Raw genomic sequence first — 16,861 nt, 5'->3', positions numbered from 1 at the left:
CCACACCATGGCAACCATGACTTCCACCCAGGCAAAGCGCGTGCAGCGCGTGGCGCCGTGGCTCCTGCTGGGGGCTTTCCTGATGGTCTGGCAGGGCGCCTGCCTCGCCTTCCAGATTTCCGACTTCATCCTGCCGAGCCCGTCGGCCATCGTCGCTTCGCTGGCCGAGTACGGCGGCGTGATCGCCGGCCATGCCTGGCGCACGTTCTGGACCACGATGGTGGGTTTTGGGCTGGCGATTGGCGTGGGCGTGGTGCTGGGCCTGCTGATGGGCTCGTCGAAGCTGGCCTACGCGGCAACCTATCCGCTGATGACCGCCTTTAACGCGCTGCCCAAGGCCGCCTTCGTGCCGATCCTCGTGGTCTGGTTCGGGTTGGGCGCCGGGCCGGCCATCCTGACCGCGTTCCTGATCTCGTTCTTCCCAATCATGGTCAACATCGCCACCGGGCTGGCCACGCTGGAGCCGGAACTCGAAGATGTACTGCGCGTGCTCGGCGCCAAGCGCCGCGACGTGCTGCTCAAGGTGGGCCTGCCGCGCGCGATGCCGTTCTTCTTCGCCTCGCTGAAGGTGGCCATCACGCTGGCCTTCGTTGGCACCACGGTGTCCGAGATGAGCGCCGCCAACGAGGGTATCGGCTACCTGCTGGTCTCGGCCGGTTCGGCGATGAAGATGCCGCTGGCATTCGCGGGCCTGGTCGTCATCGCCGTGATGGCGATGGGGATGTACGAGCTGTTCGCGGTGCTGGAAAAGCGCATGACGGGCTGGGCGCACCGGGGCTGATGCGCGCTCGGATGGCGGTTAGGCGTAGTCCAGCGGCAGCGCCGTCGTGTACTTGATCTGTTCCATCGCGAAACTGGAGCTGACATCGGCCAGTTCCGCGCCCTGGATCAGCTTCTTGTACACGGCGTCGTAGGCGGCGATATCGGGCACCACCACGCGTAGCAGGTAGTCCGTGTCGCCGGCCATGCGGTAGAACTCGGTCACTTCCGGGATCGACGCCACCAGCCCGTGGAAGGCCTTGAGCCATTTCACGTTGTGCTGGTTGGTCCGGATCGACACGAACACGGTCACGCCCACATTGAGCTTGCCGGCATCCAGCAGCGCCACGCGCTTGCGGATCACGCCCGATTCCTCGAGCTTTTGCACCCGCCGCCAGCACGGCGTGGACGTGAGGCCGACCTGCTCGCCGATCTCGGCGACGGGTACGGTGGCGTCTTCCTGGAGGATCTCCAGGATCTGGCGGTCATAGCGGTCCATGAATCCTCAACTGACGATGGTATCCACCAGCAGGTTCACGCCGGTGGCGATGCGGTCCTGGTCCACGCCGTAGATATGCAGCGACACCGCCACGGCGTCGCTGGCATTGCCCAGCGCGTGGATGTGCTGCAGGCCGGCTGGCACGCTGAAGGTGTCGCCGGCCTCGCGCGTGACGGCGTTGACCTGCGTGGCGGTGCGGTCCTGCGGGTTCCAGCGGTAGTGGCGCTCGGCCAGCGTGCCGCGCAGCACGCGGTAGGCGCACCAGGTGCGATGGCCGTGGACCGGGCTGAACTGCCCCGGCCGCCAGACCAGCACCATCACCGAGAACCGTTCGAACGGATCGGCATGGACCAGATGCCGGGTGTAGCGGTCCGGACTGCCTTCGAGCGCGCCCGGGGGCAGGCTGGCGAGCAGGGTGTCGGCGTCCGGCAGGCTGGCCGCCACGTGCGTCGCTACCATCCGGGCGCTCTGGGCCAGCGTGGCCTCCATGCCAGTGGCGAGCAGGGAGAAGGACGAAGGGAGGACGGATGGCTGCATGGCGGGTGAGGGGGCAGGATGGGATCACATTCATCTTAGTCGGGCCTCCTGAGCAAGAATATCCAATCTGTCGTCCAAATTCCGCAGGAATTGTAATCCTGTTCCAATAATTCAAAAAAAATTGGAATGGATTTGCTTATCGTGCAGCCGGGCGGCCGGCAAGCGATAATCCGCGCCATGGAAATCAAATGGCTTGAAGACTTCGTCAGCCTGGCCGAGACGCACAGCTTCTCGCGCTCGGCGGAGCTGCGGCATGTCACGCAACCGGCGTTCTCGCGGCGTATCCAGTCGCTCGAGGCGTGGGTGGGCACCGAACTGATCGACCGCTCGAGCTACCCGACCACCCTGACCGACGCCGGCAAGGTGTTCTACGAGCAGGCGCTGGCCATGCTGGCCCAGGTCAGCGAGACCCGGGCCCTGATGCGCGGCCAGCGCTCGGCCAACGCCCAGGTGCTGGAATTCGCGGTGCCGCACACGCTGTCGCTGACCTTCTTCCCGGAATGGCTCAAGGGCGTGGAGCGCAAGGTCGGCACGCTGCCGTGCCGGCTGCGCGCGCTGAACGTCCACGATGCCGTGCTGATGCTGGTGGAGGGCGGCTGTGACCTGGTCATGGTCTACCACCACCCGCGCCAGGCCATCCAGCTCGATCCGGCCCACTACGACATGCTGGTGCTCGGCACCGAGCGGCTGTCGCCCTACAGCGTGCCCGACAGCGCCGGCCGGCCCGTGTTCCGGCTGCCCGGCACCGACAAGAAGCCGGTGCCGTTCCTCAGTTACACGCCCAATGCGTTCCTGGGGCGGATGGTGGACATGCTGCTGTCCGAGTCGGCGGACACCCTCAAGCTCGACAAATGCTACGAGACCGATATGGCCGAGGCGCTCAAGGTCATGGCGCTGGCCGGCCACGGCATGGCCTTCCTTCCCGAGAGCGCGGTCCGGGACGACGTGCACGCCGGCCGGCTGGTGCGGGCCGAGGCCGCGCGCGGGCTGCCGCAGTCCATCGACATGGAAATCCGGCTCTATCGCGAACGGCCCACCGATGCCGGCAACGACCGGCGCGGCGGCCAGAGCCGGCGCAAGCGCCAGCTGGTGGACAAGGTCTGGGCTTCGTTGACGACGCAAGCTTGAGGGCCGGGCCGCAAGGTTATGCAAGCCTTGCATAATGCTGCAGGGCGGGATGAGCAAACGGCATTGGATTCCGATATGGAGGCGCCGATATTCTGCGTGTCACCTTCACTCGGAACTCAACGATGTCTTCCGCAGCACCGTCCAAGCCGTCCATCGCCTCCCACACCCTGCCTTCGTACCTGAACGCCGACGCGCTCGGGCCCTGGGGCATCTACCTCCAGCAGGTCGACCGCGTCACGCCCTACCTGGGCTCGCTGGCCCGCTGGGTGGAAACGCTGAAGCGCCCCAAGCGTGCGCTGATCGTGGACGTGCCCATCGAGCTGGACAACGGCACCATCGCCCACTACGAGGGCTATCGCGTGCAGCACAACCTCTCGCGCGGCCCCGGCAAGGGCGGCGTGCGTTTCCACCAGGACGTGACGCTGTCCGAGGTGATGGCCCTGTCGGCGTGGATGTCGGTCAAGAACGCCGCCGTCAATGTGCCCTACGGTGGTGCAAAGGGCGGCATCCGCGTGGATCCGCGCACGCTCTCCACGGCCGAACTGGAACGCCTGACGCGCCGCTACACCAGTGAAATCAACCTGATCATCGGCCCGACCAAGGATATTCCGGCGCCGGACGTGAACACCAACGCCCAGGTCATGGCCTGGATGATGGATACCTACTCGATGAACTCGGGCAGCACGGCCACCGGCGTGGTGACCGGCAAGCCGATCTCGCTGGGCGGCTCGCTGGGCCGTCACGAGGCTACCGGCCGCGGCGTGTTCGTGGTCGGCTCGGAAGCCGCCCGCAACCTCGGCATGGACATCAAGGGCGCACGCGTGGCCGTGCAGGGCTTCGGCAATGTGGGCGCCGTGGCAGCCAAGCTGTTCCACGAGGCCGGTGCCAAGGTGGTGGCCGTGCAGGACCACCGTACCACGTTGTACAACCCGGCCGGCCTCGATGTGCCGGCGATGATGGAATACGCGTCGCACAGCGGCACGATCGACGGTTTCCAGGGCGAGGTCCTGACCACCGAGCGGTTCTGGGAAGTCGAGTGCGAGATCCTGATCCCGGCCGCGCTGGAAGGCCAGATCACGGCGGCCAACGCGCCCAAGATTACGGCCAAGCTGGTGATCGAGGGCGCCAACGGCCCGACCACGCCCCAGGCGGACGACATCCTGCGCGAGCGCAACATCCTGGTCTGCCCGGACGTCATCGCCAACGCCGGCGGCGTGACCGTGTCCTACTTCGAATGGGTGCAGGATTTCTCGAGCTTCTTCTGGACCGAGGAGGAGATTAACGAGCGCCTGGTACGAATCATGCAAGAGGCCTTCCGGGCGATCTGGCAGGTTGCCCAGGACAATAAGGTCACGCTGCGGACGGCTGCGTTTATCGTTGCCTGTACGCGAATCCTGCAGGCGCGCGAGATGCGCGGCCTGTATCCCTGATTGAAACGGGCAATGAAAGGGCATGGACATGCTGCGATGCAGCAATGATTCGTTCCCCGACATGAAAGGACGCGGCGGCCGGAGTTTTCCGGCAGCCGCGTTTTTTTGTTCTTGGAATCATTGCAGTTGTGTCGCATTTTGGCGCAATGCCGCGCAACCATGCCCGCACAGGCACCAGTTAGGGGAAAAACCCGTTGTCTTGGGTCACGAGCTAAGCAATACTGTTTCGCCGGTGGGGCGTTTTTTTGCTAGAGTCCCGCCTTTCTCTTCATGGTCAAGGAGATGTTATGAATGTAGCCAAGCTGGCTAGCCTGGCGGTTGCTGCGGGTATTCTGTGCGGTACCGCGCAGGCTGCAGAGCCGCTGACGGGCACGCTGCAGAAGATCAAGGACACGGGTGTTATTACGCTGGGTGTGCGGGATTCCTCGATTCCGTTCAACTACAACCTTGGCGGCGTGCGCCAGGTGGGCTATTCCTACGATATCAATATGAAGATCGTGGAAGCCGTGAAGGACCAGCTGAAGCTGCCGAACCTGCAGGTTAAGGAAATTCCGATTACCTCGCAGAACCGGATCACGCTGCTGCAGAACGGCACGATCGACATCGAGTGCGGTTCCACGACCAATAACCTGGAGCGCCAGAAGCAGGTCTCGTTCTCGACCAGCATCTTCATCATCGGCACCCGCATCATGGTGAAGAAGGATGGCGGCATCAAGGACTGGGCCGACCTGAAGGGCAAGAACGTGGTGACCACCGCTGGCACGACGTCCGAGCGCCTGCTGCGCAAGATGAACGACGAGCAGAAGCTGGGCGCCAACATCATCAGCACCAAGGACCATGGCCAGTCGTTCCTGACGCTGGAGTCGGGCCGTGCCGTGGCGTTCATGATGGACGACGCGCTGCTCTACGGCGAACGCGCCAAGGCCAAGAACCCGGCCGACTGGATCGTCGTTGGCAAGCCGCAATCGCGCGAGTCGTACGGCTGCATGATCCGCAAGGATGATGCCCCGTTCAAGAAGGTGACGGACACCGTGATCACCGGCCTGATGAAGGACGGCTCGATCAACACGATGTACACCAAGTGGTTCATGCAGCCGGTACCGCCGAAGGGCCTGAACCTGGACTTCCCGCTGTCCGAAGACATGAAGGCGCTCTTCAAGAACCCGAACGACAAGGCACTCGACTGATCCCTGTGATCAGAGCAGTGCGAAACGGAAGGAGAAGTCCTTCCGTTTCTTTTTGAAGGACGCACTATGGATTACATTTTTCACTGGGGAGTGTTCCTCGAGCAGGCCGCGCAGAACGAGACGTACCTGGACTGGATGATTTCCGGTCTCAAGGTGACGATCGCGCTGGGCCTCACCTCGTGGGCCATCGCCCTCGTCATCGGCTCGGTGCTCGGCGTGCTGCGCACGGTGCCGAACAAGCTGCTGTCGGGTATTGCCGCGACGTATGTCGAGATTTTCCGGAACATTCCGCTGCTGGTTCAGCTGTTCATCTGGTATTTCGTGATTCCCGAGCTGCTGCCGTTCGGCGACGCGATCAAGCAGATGAACCCATTCACCCAGCAGTTCCTGGCCGCCATGCTCTGCCTGGGCACGTTTACGGCCGCCCGGGTTTGCGAACAGGTGCGCTCGGGTATCAACTCGCTGCCGCCGGGCCAGCGCAACGCCGGCCTGGCGATGGGCTTCACGCTCGCGCAGACGTACCGCTTCGTGCTGTTGCCGATGTCCTTCCGCGTCATCGTGCCGCCGCTGACCTCCGAATTCCTGAACATCTTCAAGAACTCGGCGGTGGCCTCCACGATCGGCCTGCTGGAACTCGCCGCGCAGGGCCGCCAGCTGGTGGACTACACGGCGCGTCCGTATGAATCGTTCATCGCGGTCACAGTGATGTACATGCTGATCAATGTGACGGTCATGCTGATCATGCGCTGGGTGGAACGCCGGACCCGCGTGCCGGGCTTCATCGGCGGCAAGTAAAGGGGCGCACATGGCATACGAATTCGACTTCAGTTCCATCAACCCCGACACCCTGCGCGTGCTGGGCGAGGGCATGATGGTGTCGCTCAAGATCACCGTGACCGCGGTGGTGGTGGGCATTGTCTGGGGCACCATCCTCGCGATGATGCGCCTGTCCTCCTTCAGGGCGCTGAACTGGTTTGCCCAGGGGTACGTGACCATCTTCCGCTCCATCCCGCTGGTGATGGTGCTGTTGTGGTTCTTCCTGATCATCCCGCAGCTGCTGCAGAAGCTGTTCAACCTGTCGCCCGCGGCCGACCTGCGGATGACCTCGGCGCTCATCGCGTTCGCGCTGTTCGAGGCCGCTTACTACTCCGAGATCATCCGGGCCGGTATCCAGAGCGTGTCGCGCGGGCAGATGTTCGCCGCGCAGGCGCTGGGCATGACCTACGGCCAGACCATGCGGCTGGTGATCCTGCCGCAGGCGTTCCGCAACATGGTGCCGCTGCTGCTGACGCAGGGCATCATCCTGTTCCAGGATACGTCGCTGGTCTACGTGAGCGCGCTGGCTGACTTCTTCGGCCAGGCCTACGGCATTGGCGAGCGCGACGGCCGCATCGTCGAAATGCTGCTGTTCGCGGGCTTCGTGTACTTCGTTATCTGCTTCTCCGCTTCGCTGCTGGTCAAGCGTTATCAGAAAAAGGTGGCTGTATGATCGAAATTAATAACGTTTCCAAGTGGTATGGCACGTTCCAGGTGCTGACCGACTGCACCACCAAGGTTGCCAAGGGTGAAGTGGTGGTGGTGTGCGGCCCGTCCGGTTCGGGCAAGTCCACGCTGATCAAGACCGTGAACGCGCTGGAGCCGTTCCAGAAGGGCGACATCATGGTCGACGGTACCTCGGTGGGCAACCCCAAGACCAACCTGCCGAAGCTGCGCTCGCGCGTGGGCATGGTGTTCCAGAACTTCGAGCTGTTCCCGCACCTGTCGATCACCGAGAACCTGACCATCGCCCAGATGAAGGTGCTCGGCCGCTCGAAGGACGAGGCGATGGCCAAGGGCTTGAAGTACCTGGAGCGCGTGGGCCTGAAGAACCAGGCGTCCAAGTTCCCCGGCCAGCTGTCCGGCGGCCAGCAGCAGCGCGTGGCGATTGCCCGCGCGCTGTCGATGGACCCGATCTGCATGTTGTTCGACGAGCCGACCTCGGCGCTTGACCCGGAGATGGTCAACGAGGTGCTGGACGTGATGGTGCAGCTGGCTCAGGAAGGCATGACCATGATGTGCGTGACCCACGAAATGGGCTTCGCACGCAAGGTGGCCAACCGCGTGATCTTCATGGACGCCGGCAAGATCGTCGAGGACTGCCCGAAGGAAGAGTTCTTCGGCGATATCGCCGCCCGCTCGGAGCGCGCCCGCCAGTTCCTGTCGAAGATCCTGCAACACTGATCGGTGTAGCAGGTCGTCAGACCCCCTCTCCCCACGGGAGAGGGGCGCAGCATCCCTCCCGCTTCACCCCCCAAAGCCTAAAGCCTCAAGTACACGCCGTATTGGCCGCGTTCTTCGCCTGCACCTCGGGCGGGATCGGCACGGTCAGGGTCATCGTCGGCAGCCCATGTTCGAACATGATCAGCTCGCCCGGCATGAAGCGCGTCCAGGTCTCGTTGTCGGTCAGCGGCGCGGTGGCGATCACGGCCACGCGGTCGTCGGGCGTGGTCACCTGGGCGAAATCGATCGACAGGTCGGCATCGATCAGATGCGCCTTCGAGAACGGCCATTGCCGCACGATGTAGTACAGGTGCGTCGAGCAGTGCGCGAACAGTGCCTGCCCATTGCATAGTAGAAAGTTGAAAACGCCGTGCAGCGTGATGTCGCGCGTGATGTCAGCCAGCGCGTGGCCCAACTCGTTCAGCGGTGGCTGGGAGCCCGGGAACCGCTTGCGCAGCCCTTGCATCAGCGTGCAGAACGCGAGTTCGCTGTCGGTGTCGCCCACCGGCTGGTACACACCGGAGAGGAACGGCGCGAAGCCCTTCAGGTCGCCGTTATGGGCGAAGATCCAGTGCCGGCCCCAGAGCTCGCGCATGAACGGATGGCAGTTTTCCAGCAGCACCGTGCCCTGCGTTGCCTTGCGGATATGGGAAATGACGTTCTTCGACTTGATCGGATAACGCTTGATCAGCTCCGCCACCGGCGAGGTGCCGGCAGACTGGTTGTCGATGAACAGCCGGCAGGCCTTGTCCTCGAAGAACGCCACGCCGAAACCGTCGGCATGGTGGTCGGTCACGCCGCCACGGGCGGCAAAGCCCGTGAAGGAGAACGTCACGTCGGTTGGCGTGGCGCAGTTCATGCCTAGCAGCTGGCACATGGGGGCACCGGTGCGGCAAGGGGCTGCCGCTTTGCAATAGAATGCAGACATTATCCCGCGCGTGCGGGACGCTGCCAAGCGCGGCGCCCGGGCGCCCCCCAGTTGTTCAGCCCCAGCCCCTTCCCAGCTATGAGTCAATACAAGATCGCTGTCATTCCCGGAGACGGAATCGGAACGGAAGTGATGCCCGAAGGCATCCGTGCCATGGATGCCGCCGCGCGCCGCTTCGGCATCGACTTCCAATGGGACCACTTCGACTTCTCCAGCTACGACTACTACGCCCGCCACGGCAAGATGCTGCCGGACGACTGGTTCGACACGCTGGTCAAGTACGACGCCATCTACTTCGGCGCCGTGGGCTGGCCCGAGAAGATCCCGGACCACGTGTCCCTGTGGGGCTCGCTGCTCCAGTTCCGCCGCTCGTTCGACCAGTACGTGAACCTGCGCCCGGTGCGCCTGATGCCCGGCATCAAGAGCCCGCTGGCCGGCCGCCAGCCTGGCGATATCGACTTCTACGTGGTGCGCGAGAACACCGAGGGCGAGTATTCGAGCATCGGCGGGCGCATGTTCCCGGGCACCGAGCGCGAAATCGTGGTCCAGGAGACCGTGATGAGCCGCGTCGGCGTGGGCCGCATCCTGAAATTCGCGTTTGAACTGGCCCAGAAAAGGCCCAAGCAGCACCTGACCTCGGCCACCAAGTCGAACGGCATCTCCATCACCATGCCCTACTGGGACGAGCGCGTGGAGGCCATGGCCGCCAACTACCCCGGCCTGAAGGTGGACAAGTACCACATCGACATCCTGACCGCGCACTTCGTGCAGCATCCGGACTGGTTCGACGTGGTGGTGGCCAGCAACCTGTTCGGCGACATCCTGTCCGACCTCGGCCCGGCCTGCACCGGCACGATCGGCGTGGCCCCGTCGGGCAATATCAACCCGGACAAGACCTATCCGAGCTTGTTCGAGCCGGTGCATGGCTCGGCGCCGGACATCGCCGGGCGCGGCGTGGCCAACCCGATCGGCCAGATCTGGTGCGGCGCGATGATGCTGGAGCACCTCGGCCATGCCGATGCGGGCGCCGCCGTGCTGGCCGCCATCGAGAAGGTGCTGACCGCCGGGCCAGGCCACGCGCCGCTGACGCGCGACATTGGCGGCACCGCCGGAACGGCAGACCTGGGCCGTGCGATTGCGGAGGCGCTGTGAATACCGCGAACTCCCATATCGATCCCCGTACGCTGCTGCTGGAGAGCTTCCGGGCCGCCGTCGCCGCCGCAGACCCGCTCGAGATCGTCGCCGCCCACCTGCCGCCGCCCCACGCCGGCGGCCGCACGCTCGTGGTCGGGGCGGGCAAGGCTGCCGCATCGATGGCGCTGGCCGTGGAGCGTGCCTACGCGGGCCGCGCCACGCTCGACGGCATCGTCGTCACCCGCTATGCGCATGGCCTGCCGACCGACCATATCCGCGTGATCGAGGCCGGCCATCCCGTGCCCGACGAAGCTGGCGAACAGGCCGCGGCGGACATCCTCACCCGCGTGCAGGCGCTCGGGCCGGAAGACCGGCTGATCGTGCTGGTGTCTGGCGGCGGGTCGAGCCTGCTGTCGCTGCCGGCCGAAGGCATCGCCATGGCGGACCTCAAGGCCACCACGCGCGAACTGCTCCGGTGTGGCGCGCCGATCACAGAAATGAATGTCGTGCGCAAGCACCTGTCGCGCATCCAGGGCGGCCGGCTGGCGCAGGCGAGCAAGGCGCCCGTGACCACGCTGATCGTCTCGGACGTGGCCGGCGATGATCCCAGCGCCATCGCTTCCGGCCCCACCGTGCCCGATGCGAGCACTTATGCCGATGCGCTCGCCATCCTGCAACGCTATGGCGCGAAGGTGCCGGCCCCGGTGCAGTCGCACCTGGAACGCGGCGCGCGGGGCGAGATCGACGAGACGCCCAAACCGGGTGATCCGTTGTTCACCCGGGTCCAGAACCACATGATCGCCACCGCGCACGGCAGCCTGGAAGCCGCCGCCGCACTGTTCCGCAAGCAGGGCATCCAGCCCGTGGTCCTCGGCGACACCGTGACCGGCGAAGCCCAGGAAGTCGCGCGGGTCTATGCCGCGCTGGTGCGCGAGATTCGCGCGTACAATGCGCCGTTCGCGGCGCCGGTGGCACTGATTTCCGGTGGCGAATGCACGGTGACGCTGCCCGCCAGCGGCGCGGAACGGGCCCGGGGCGGTCGTTGCTCGGAGTTCCTGCTCTCGCTGGCGATCGAGCTGGGCGGGGCGGACAATATCCATGCGATTGCCGCCGATACGGACGGCATCGATGGCTCCGAGGACAACGCCGGCGCCCTGTGCTGCCCCGATTCGCTCCAGCGCGCCGAGGCCGCAGGGGTCTCCGCCCGCCAGCAACTCGACGCGCACGACGCCTGGGGCTTCTTCGATGCCATCGGCGACCTGGTCCATACCGGCCCCACGCGCACCAACGTGAACGATTACCGCGCCATCCTGATTCTTTGATTTTCCAGCTATGACCCAGACGCTCACCATCACCCGCCCGGACGACTGGCACCTGCACCTGCGCGATGGCGCGGCGCTGGCCGCCGTACTGCCGGACACCGCGCGCCAGTTCGGCCGCGCGATCATCATGCCGAACCTGAAGCCGCCCGTGACCACGGTGGAGCAGGCCGCCGCCTACCGGGCGCGCATCCTGGCCGCGCTGCCGTCCGGCATGGCGTTCGAGCCGCTGATGACGCTGTACCTGACCGACAACACGCCGGCCGAGGAAATCGTCGCCGCCAAGGCGAGCGGCTTCGTCCACGCGGTGAAGCTGTATCCGGCCGGTGCCACCACCAACAGCGATGCCGGCGTGACCGACATCCGCCGCTGCGCCGCCACGCTGGAGGCCATGCAGCGCGCCGGCCTGCCGCTGCTGGTGCACGGCGAAGTGACCGATGGCGACATCGACATCTTTGACCGCGAAGCCGTGTTCATCGACCGCGTGATGCGGCCGCTGCGCAAGGACTTCCCGGAGCTGAAGGTGGTGTTCGAGCACATCACCACCAAGGACGCGGCCGAGTACGTGGCCGAGGCCGAAGGCCCGGTTGGCGCGACGATCACCGCGCACCACCTGCTGTACAACCGCAACGCGATCTTCACCGGCGGCATCCGCCCGCATTACTACTGCCTGCCGGTGCTCAAGCGCGAGACCCATCGCGAGGCACTGGTCAAGGCGGCCACGTCGGGCAGCGCGCGGTTCTTCCTCGGCACGGATAGCGCGCCGCACGCCCGCGGCCTGAAGGAACACGCCTGCGGCTGCGCGGGCTGCTATACGGCACTGCATGCGATGGAGCTGTACGCCGAAGCGTTCGACGCTGCCGGCGCGCTCGACAAGCTGGAAGGCTTCGCCAGCTTCCACGGCCCGGCGTTCTATGGCCTGCCGCGCAACACCGGCACGCTCACGCTCTCGCGCGAAGACTGGGAACTGCCGGCTGAACTGCCGTACGGCGACACCACGCTGGTGCCGCTGCGCGCCGGCGAGACCCTGCGCTGGAAGGCGCAATAAGCGACTTGCCTGGCATCGACTGGACGCGGCCGTGGTTCCGGCCGTTCGCCGCGTCCGGGGTCGCGCTCTCCGCCGCCGCGCTTTCCGCCGCCGATTCGCGCGCGGCGCTCGACGAACAAGCCGCCGCTGCCGGGCTGGCGAACGCCAACGGCCAGCCGCTGCGCTTCGTGCCCCAATCCGATCTCCCCGATGGGGTGGCCTATGAGGCGCATATCCACGCCACGGGCCACGTCCCCACGCGCGACAATCTCCACGACGCGTTCAACGCGCTGATCTGGCTCCATTTCCCCGCGACCAAGGCCGTGCTGAACCGGCTCCAGTCCGAGGCCATCGCCCGTGACGGCGTGCTGCCCGTGCGCGGCGGCCTGCGCGATGCCGCAACGCTATTCGACGAAAACGCGGTGATTTTCCTGACCGAGGACGCCCGGCTGGCCCAGGCGCTACAAGGGTTTGCGTGGCGCACGCTGTTCGTGGAGGCGCGCGCCGCGTGGGGCAGCGCCTGCGCGGTCATCCCGTTCGGCCACGCCTTGCTGGAAAAGCTGGTGCAGCCTTACAAGGCGATCACGGCCCACGCGTGGTGGCTGCCGGTGCCGCCCGGCACGGCACTGCCGGTCATCGACCAGACCCTGGCCGCGTCGCTCGCCGAGGCAGCCGGGCAGGGCAGGCTGCGCGGTGGCCGCTGCTTCGCGCCGCTGCCGGTGCTGGGCATTCCTGGCTGGTGTGATGAGAACGCCGTGCCCTCGTTCTACGACGATACCCGCGTGTTCCGCCCCGGCCGCCAGATCCGCTGAGTTCGGTGGTAGACTGCGGGCCGCAAAGCAGGCCAGACAATCGCTGCTTGTCTCGCAAGGGGCAAGGGGAGGAAAGTCCGGACTCCACAGGGCAGGGTGTTGGCTAACAGCCATCCACGGCAACGTGCGGAATAGGGCCACAGAGACGAGTCTTGCCGCCGGGTTCGCCTGGCGGGAAGGGTGAAACGCGGTAACCTCCACCCGGAGCAATCCCAAATAGGCAGACGATGAAGCGGCCCGCTGAGTCTGCGGGTAGGGAGCTGGAGCCGGCCGGTAACGGTCGGCCTAGAGGAATGGTTGTCACGCGCAGCGCGCCGCAAGGCGGGCCGCGCGCACAGAATCCGGCTTATCGGCCTGCTTTGCTCCACCTTCCTGACGTCAGGGCGTTCAGCCCTCGACGATTTCCATCGTGTGCGTGATCTCGGCGGTCTTGGCCAGCATGATCGAGGCCGAGCAGTACTTGTCGTGCGACAGCGTGATCGCACGCTCCACCGTGGCCGGGTTCAGGTTGCGGCCCGTCACCGTGAAGTGGAAGTTGATGCGCGTGAAGACCTTCGGGTCCTCGCCGGCGCGCTCGGCCTCGAGCTTCACCGTGCAGCCGCGCACGTCCTGGCGGCCACGCTTGAGGATCAGCACCACGTCATAGGCCGTGCAGCCGCCGGTGCCGAGCAGCACCATCTCCATGGGGCGCGGCGCCAGGTTGTTGCCACCGCCATCGGGCGCGCCGTCCATCGCCACGATATGGCCGCTGCCGGTCTGGGCCACGAAGCTCATGCCTTCCGGGCCCATCCATGTCACTTTGCATTCCATTTTGTTCGTTCCTTGGTTTTACCAATGTGTTTTCGCGCTCACGTCCGCGCAATCACGAATCTTGCATTTCGTGAGTATATGGCATCGGCGCGCCGTGCCCGGGGCAAGGGATTTCCCTCGGGAATCTGAGGGAATCCTCTATTGTGGTGCCGATGACTCAGCATCACATCGACGCTAAGTCATTGATTTTTCAGAAAGGTAAACATCTATAAGCGTCGATTAAAGCATTGCGCAATGTGCAATGCGATTTCGTAGTGCAGATTTTCTTGCGTTGCGACAGCCGCTATGTATAATTCATTCCATTGAACGACGGCGCATCTGGCGCGCCAGAGTGCGAAAGCGAAAGCGCTCCGCACCGCCCGCCGCCCTGTCGATCTACCGGTGTCTCCTCCACCCTCCTCCTTTGGTGGATTCAAACCCAAGTCCAAACCGACTTGGGTTTTTTTTCGTCCCCTTTTTCGCCCTCATTTCGGCCCCAGCTCCCATGTGATGCAGGGGGCTTGACGAAAAGCCACGACTTTGCTTGTGCGCCATCGTATTCCCCGAGTATAATCGCAGGCTTTTCCGGTCATTGCCCCCGGAAAAAGAGTCAGGGAGAGCCTGCAAACACAAGCAGGAAGGTCAGGTCCCAAGGGCCGGCCGATCGACAGGACGCTAAAACGGCGACCGTCACCTCGGGCAGTATTCAATAGTCAGGAAAAATCATGAAGACCTTTTCCGCCAAGCCTCATGAGGTAAAGCGCGACTGGTACGTGATTGACGCGACGGACAAGGTCCTCGGCCGTGTTGCCAGCGAAGTGGCACGCCGACTGCGCGGCAAGCACAAGCCGGAATTCACTCCGCACGTCGACACGGGCGATTACATCGTCATCGTCAACGCAGCCAAGCTGCGTGTCACGGGTACCAAGGAAACGGACAAGAAGTACTATCGCCATTCGGGTTACCCGGGCGGTATCTACGAAACGACGTTCGGCAAGATGCAGCAGCGTTTCCCGGGCCGTGCCCTGGAAAAGGCTGTCAAGGGCATGCTGCCGAAGGGTCCGCTGGGCTATGCAATGATCAAGAAGCTGAAGGTTTACGCCGAAGCCGATCATCCGCATGAGGCACAGCAACCCAAGACGCTCGACATCTAAGGAGGCCAATCCATGATCGGTAACTGGAATTACGGTACTGGCCGCCGCAAGAGCGCTGTGGCTCGTGTCTTCATCAAGTCGGGCAAGGGTGAAATCGTCGTCAACGGCAAGCCCATCAACGAGTATTTCGCTCGCGAAACCTCGCTGATGATCGTGCGTCAGCCGCTGGAACTGACCACCCACGCCGAAACGTTCGACATCAAGGTCAACGTGACCGGCGGTGGCGAAACGGGCCAGGCCGGCGCAGTGCGCCACGGCATCACCCGCGCCCTGATCGACTACGACGCCACGCTGAAGCCGACGCTGTCGAAGGCCGGTTTCGTCACGCGCGATGCACGTGAAGTGGAACGTAAGAAGGTCGGTCTGCACAAGGCACGTCGCCGGAAGCAGTTCTCGAAGCGCTGATGCGCATTCGCAGGTCCGCTCACGCGGATCTGTCGAATCCGGAAAAACCGCACGCTCTGTCGTGCGGTTTTTTTTCGCCAGTGTGGTGTGGAATTAATCACTTTTTTGGCAAAGGTGTCTCAGATGTCATACATTGATCCGCACAATGGCGGCTCGGGGATACAATCACGGGCCTGCGAATGAGAGGACGAACGATGGTGCCATGGGCCTGAAGTACCGGCCGTTGCGGCCGCGCCGGGGATTGCGCGCTTCGCGGGCCGTGATTCGTGTGCACCGGCCCTGGCGCGTGTGGATCTGGGCACTGGTGCTGGCCATCGGGCTTGGACTGGCCGTGGCGTGGGCGATCGATGCCGGTCTTGGCGTGCGCCAGCCTGCCGGGCCGGCGGATACGACACTTGTGGCGGCCAATGCCGCGTTGCGTGAGCAACTGGCCGAGGTCACCGCCGAGCGCGACCGCCTGCGTACCAGTGCGAACACGCCGGAGGCCCGGCTGGAGATGGCCCGGGCCGAGCGAGAGCGCCTGGTGCAGCAACTGAAGTCGGCGGAGGCCGAGGTGAGCCAGCTCAAGGAAGACCTCGGCTTCTTCGAGGCGCTGCTGCCTGCCACCGGCGATACGTCAGGCATCCACGTGCGCAGTTTCCGCGTGGTCGTCGACGAAGCGCAGCCCCAGGCCGTGCACTATCGCCTGCTCGTGATGCAGGGCGGCTCGAAGGCGTTTGTCGAGCAGCCCGAATTCAAGGGTGATCTACAGTTCACAATTTCAGCGGTCCGGGCTGGGCAGCCGTTAACCATGACACTGCCGAATCCGAAGGAGGCGCCGCTACCGGCGGTGCGCCTCACGCATTACCAGCGTATCGAGGGCGACCTGGCGATTCCCAAGGGCGCCGAGGTACGTGCCGTATCGGTCCGTATCGTGCAGAACGGACAGGTCCGCGCGGCGCAGTCGGCAACGCCGTAGGACCCGAACAAGGAGAGGGATCATGTTGTTTTCGAAGAAGAAAGGCCTGTCGATCGACACCCTGATCGGCCAGGACGCCACCATCGAGGGCGATGTCACGTTCGCGGGCGGTCTGCGCCTGGATGGCCGCGTACGCGGCAACGTGCTGGCATCGGACGCGCAGCGCAGCATGCTCGTCATCAGCGAGAAGGGCGCGGTCGAGGGCGAAGTGCGCGTCGGGCACCTGATCCTCAACGGCACCGTGACCGGCCCGGTAAGCGCCAGCGAACTGCTCGAACTCCAGCCCCACGCGCGCGTCTACGGCGAAGTGCATTATGCGGCGCTGGAAATGCATCAGGGCGCCATCGTCGAAGGTCGCCTCGTGCCGATCGGGCAGGGCGAAGTGCGCGCACTGCCGAACCATGTGCCGGCCGCCGAGGTCAATCAAGCGGCGCCGGTGGAATCGAACACGTCCGAAGCCGAGGCTGGCGAGGTGTCGTCCAGGGCCGCGCCCGAGAACGCAGGCGCCACGGCCTGATCTTTTGCCGATGGATGTG

At 64.7% G+C, this 16,861-nt stretch carries 19 protein-coding genes and 1 other RNA gene; 16 read left to right on the top strand and 4 right to left on the bottom strand.

Annotated elements, in window-relative coordinates; all coding sequences use genetic code 11:
• Positions 1-7 precede the first annotated feature (7 nt).
• Positions 8-781, top strand: a complete 774-nt coding sequence (locus AB4120_RS25295; protein WP_149136717.1) for an ABC transporter permease — start codon at positions 8-10, stop codon at positions 779-781.
• A gap of 18 nt (positions 782-799) precedes the next feature.
• Here the strand turns inward: AB4120_RS25295 and AB4120_RS25290 are convergent, their stop codons facing one another.
• Both AB4120_RS25290 and AB4120_RS25285 read right to left on the bottom strand, forming a co-directional pair.
• Positions 800-1,258, bottom strand: a complete 459-nt coding sequence (locus tag AB4120_RS25290; RefSeq protein WP_144197197.1) for an Lrp/AsnC family transcriptional regulator — start codon at positions 1,256-1,258, stop codon at positions 800-802.
• 6 nt (positions 1,259-1,264) lie between these two features.
• Positions 1,265-1,795, bottom strand: coding sequence for a cysteine dioxygenase family protein (locus tag AB4120_RS25285; protein WP_144197198.1), 531 nt, complete (start codon positions 1,793-1,795; stop codon positions 1,265-1,267).
• A gap of 177 nt (positions 1,796-1,972) precedes the next feature.
• Here AB4120_RS25285 and AB4120_RS25280 point away from each other — a divergent pair, with 177 nt between their 5' ends.
• From AB4120_RS25280 to AB4120_RS25255, 6 genes are all read left to right on the top strand, one after another.
• A complete protein-coding gene (locus tag AB4120_RS25280) occupies positions 1,973-2,923 on the top strand; it encodes a LysR family transcriptional regulator (RefSeq protein WP_144197199.1) in 951 nt (316 codons plus the stop codon).
• A gap of 122 nt (positions 2,924-3,045) precedes the next feature.
• Complete coding sequence (locus tag AB4120_RS25275; protein WP_149136716.1) at positions 3,046-4,353, top strand: Glu/Leu/Phe/Val family dehydrogenase; 1,308 nt, start codon at positions 3,046-3,048, stop codon at positions 4,351-4,353.
• A gap of 287 nt (positions 4,354-4,640) precedes the next feature.
• Positions 4,641-5,540: a glutamate/aspartate ABC transporter substrate-binding protein gene (locus AB4120_RS25270; RefSeq protein ID WP_144197201.1), complete on the top strand. Its 900-nt coding sequence runs from the start codon at positions 4,641-4,643 to the stop codon at positions 5,538-5,540.
• A 66-nt stretch (positions 5,541-5,606) separates the two neighbouring features.
• Positions 5,607-6,335: an amino acid ABC transporter permease gene (locus AB4120_RS25265; protein WP_144197202.1), complete on the top strand. Its 729-nt coding sequence runs from the start codon at positions 5,607-5,609 to the stop codon at positions 6,333-6,335.
• A gap of 10 nt (positions 6,336-6,345) precedes the next feature.
• On the top strand, positions 6,346-7,029 hold the full coding sequence (gene gltK / locus AB4120_RS25260; RefSeq protein ID WP_144197203.1) for a glutamate/aspartate ABC transporter permease GltK: 684 nt from the start codon (positions 6,346-6,348) through the stop codon (positions 7,027-7,029).
• Positions 7,026-7,760: an amino acid ABC transporter ATP-binding protein gene (locus AB4120_RS25255; RefSeq protein ID WP_149136715.1), complete on the top strand. Its 735-nt coding sequence runs from the start codon at positions 7,026-7,028 to the stop codon at positions 7,758-7,760. The genes gltK and AB4120_RS25255 overlap by 4 nt, the downstream gene beginning before the upstream one ends.
• A gap of 85 nt (positions 7,761-7,845) precedes the next feature.
• Here AB4120_RS25255 and AB4120_RS25250 read toward each other — a convergent pair whose 3' ends face one another.
• Positions 7,846-8,676, bottom strand: a complete 831-nt coding sequence (locus AB4120_RS25250; protein ID WP_144197205.1) for a class II glutamine amidotransferase — start codon at positions 8,674-8,676, stop codon at positions 7,846-7,848.
• A 129-nt stretch (positions 8,677-8,805) separates the two neighbouring features.
• Here AB4120_RS25250 and AB4120_RS25245 point away from each other — a divergent pair, with 129 nt between their 5' ends.
• The 5 genes from AB4120_RS25245 (at position 8,806) to rnpB (ending at position 13,384) form a co-directional block, all read left to right on the top strand.
• Positions 8,806-9,879: a tartrate dehydrogenase gene (locus tag AB4120_RS25245; RefSeq protein WP_441642990.1), complete on the top strand. Its 1,074-nt coding sequence runs from the start codon at positions 8,806-8,808 to the stop codon at positions 9,877-9,879.
• Positions 9,876-11,183: a glycerate kinase type-2 family protein gene (locus AB4120_RS25240; protein ID WP_149136713.1), complete on the top strand. Its 1,308-nt coding sequence runs from the start codon at positions 9,876-9,878 to the stop codon at positions 11,181-11,183. Before AB4120_RS25245 ends, AB4120_RS25240 begins: the two co-directional genes overlap by 4 nt.
• Positions 11,184-11,193: 10 nt before the next feature.
• Entirely contained in the window at positions 11,194-12,228 is a 1,035-nt protein-coding gene (gene pyrC / locus AB4120_RS25235; protein ID WP_144197207.1) for a dihydroorotase, read from the top strand.
• A 5-nt stretch (positions 12,229-12,233) separates the two neighbouring features.
• Positions 12,234-13,019, top strand: coding sequence for a DUF3025 domain-containing protein (locus AB4120_RS25230; RefSeq protein ID WP_392388460.1), 786 nt, complete (start codon positions 12,234-12,236; stop codon positions 13,017-13,019).
• Between the two features lie 24 nt (positions 13,020-13,043).
• Positions 13,044-13,384: RNase P RNA component class A (gene rnpB, locus AB4120_RS25225), an RNA gene on the top strand.
• A 22-nt stretch (positions 13,385-13,406) separates the two neighbouring features.
• Here the strand turns inward: rnpB and AB4120_RS25220 are convergent.
• Positions 13,407-13,829 carry an OsmC family protein gene (locus tag AB4120_RS25220; protein ID WP_149136711.1) on the bottom strand — a complete coding sequence of 141 codons (423 nt, stop codon included), beginning with the start codon at positions 13,827-13,829 and terminating at the stop codon, positions 13,407-13,409.
• A gap of 704 nt (positions 13,830-14,533) precedes the next feature.
• Here AB4120_RS25220 and rplM point away from each other — a divergent pair.
• From rplM to AB4120_RS25200, 4 genes are all read left to right on the top strand, one after another.
• Positions 14,534-14,962 carry a 50S ribosomal protein L13 gene (gene rplM, locus AB4120_RS25215; RefSeq protein ID WP_092291883.1) on the top strand — a complete coding sequence of 143 codons (429 nt, stop codon included), beginning with the start codon at positions 14,534-14,536 and terminating at the stop codon, positions 14,960-14,962.
• Between the two features lie 12 nt (positions 14,963-14,974).
• Positions 14,975-15,367, top strand: coding sequence for a 30S ribosomal protein S9 (rpsI, locus tag AB4120_RS25210; protein ID WP_092291885.1), 393 nt, complete (start codon positions 14,975-14,977; stop codon positions 15,365-15,367).
• Between the two features lie 202 nt (positions 15,368-15,569).
• Positions 15,570-16,325, top strand: a complete 756-nt coding sequence (locus tag AB4120_RS25205) for a DUF6776 family protein (RefSeq protein ID WP_149136710.1) — start codon at positions 15,570-15,572, stop codon at positions 16,323-16,325.
• 22 nt (positions 16,326-16,347) lie between these two features.
• A complete protein-coding gene (locus AB4120_RS25200) occupies positions 16,348-16,842 on the top strand; it encodes a bactofilin family protein (protein ID WP_441642989.1) in 495 nt (164 codons plus the stop codon).
• Positions 16,843-16,861: the final 19 nt, after the last annotated feature.

The sequence above is a fragment of the Cupriavidus sp. 2KB_3 genome, assembly GCF_052115685.1.
Classification (GTDB): Bacteria; Pseudomonadota; Gammaproteobacteria; order Burkholderiales; family Burkholderiaceae; genus Cupriavidus; species Cupriavidus campinensis.
The sequence above is the reverse complement of the archived record's forward strand: the minus strand, read 5'-3'. Positions and strand labels throughout refer to the sequence as shown.

Bases quoted from the DNA above. Each gene is read 5' to 3' on its own strand.
- AB4120_RS25295 (WP_149136717.1), top strand. From the start codon at position 8: ATGGCAACCATGACTTCCACCCAGGCAAAGCGCGTGCAGCGCGTGGCG.
- AB4120_RS25290 (WP_144197197.1), bottom strand. From the start codon at position 1,258: ATGGACCGCTATGACCGCCAGATCCTGGAGATCCTCCAGGAAGACGCC.
- AB4120_RS25285 (WP_144197198.1), bottom strand. From the start codon at position 1,795: ATGCAGCCATCCGTCCTCCCTTCGTCCTTCTCCCTGCTCGCCACTGGC.
- AB4120_RS25280 (WP_144197199.1), top strand. From the start codon at position 1,973: ATGGAAATCAAATGGCTTGAAGACTTCGTCAGCCTGGCCGAGACGCAC.
- AB4120_RS25275 (WP_149136716.1), top strand. From the start codon at position 3,046: ATGTCTTCCGCAGCACCGTCCAAGCCGTCCATCGCCTCCCACACCCTG.
- AB4120_RS25270 (WP_144197201.1), top strand. From the start codon at position 4,641: ATGAATGTAGCCAAGCTGGCTAGCCTGGCGGTTGCTGCGGGTATTCTG.
- AB4120_RS25265 (WP_144197202.1), top strand. From the start codon at position 5,607: ATGGATTACATTTTTCACTGGGGAGTGTTCCTCGAGCAGGCCGCGCAG.
- gltK (WP_144197203.1), top strand. From the start codon at position 6,346: ATGGCATACGAATTCGACTTCAGTTCCATCAACCCCGACACCCTGCGC.
- AB4120_RS25255 (WP_149136715.1), top strand. From the start codon at position 7,026: ATGATCGAAATTAATAACGTTTCCAAGTGGTATGGCACGTTCCAGGTG.
- AB4120_RS25250 (WP_144197205.1), bottom strand. From the start codon at position 8,676: ATGTGCCAGCTGCTAGGCATGAACTGCGCCACGCCAACCGACGTGACG.
- AB4120_RS25245 (WP_441642990.1), top strand. From the start codon at position 8,806: ATGAGTCAATACAAGATCGCTGTCATTCCCGGAGACGGAATCGGAACG.
- pyrC (WP_144197207.1), top strand. From the start codon at position 11,194: ATGACCCAGACGCTCACCATCACCCGCCCGGACGACTGGCACCTGCAC.
- AB4120_RS25220 (WP_149136711.1), bottom strand. From the start codon at position 13,829: ATGGAATGCAAAGTGACATGGATGGGCCCGGAAGGCATGAGCTTCGTG.
- rplM (WP_092291883.1), top strand. From the start codon at position 14,534: ATGAAGACCTTTTCCGCCAAGCCTCATGAGGTAAAGCGCGACTGGTAC.
- rpsI (WP_092291885.1), top strand. From the start codon at position 14,975: ATGATCGGTAACTGGAATTACGGTACTGGCCGCCGCAAGAGCGCTGTG.
- AB4120_RS25205 (WP_149136710.1), top strand. From the start codon at position 15,570: ATGGGCCTGAAGTACCGGCCGTTGCGGCCGCGCCGGGGATTGCGCGCT.
- AB4120_RS25200 (WP_441642989.1), top strand. From the start codon at position 16,348: ATGTTGTTTTCGAAGAAGAAAGGCCTGTCGATCGACACCCTGATCGGC.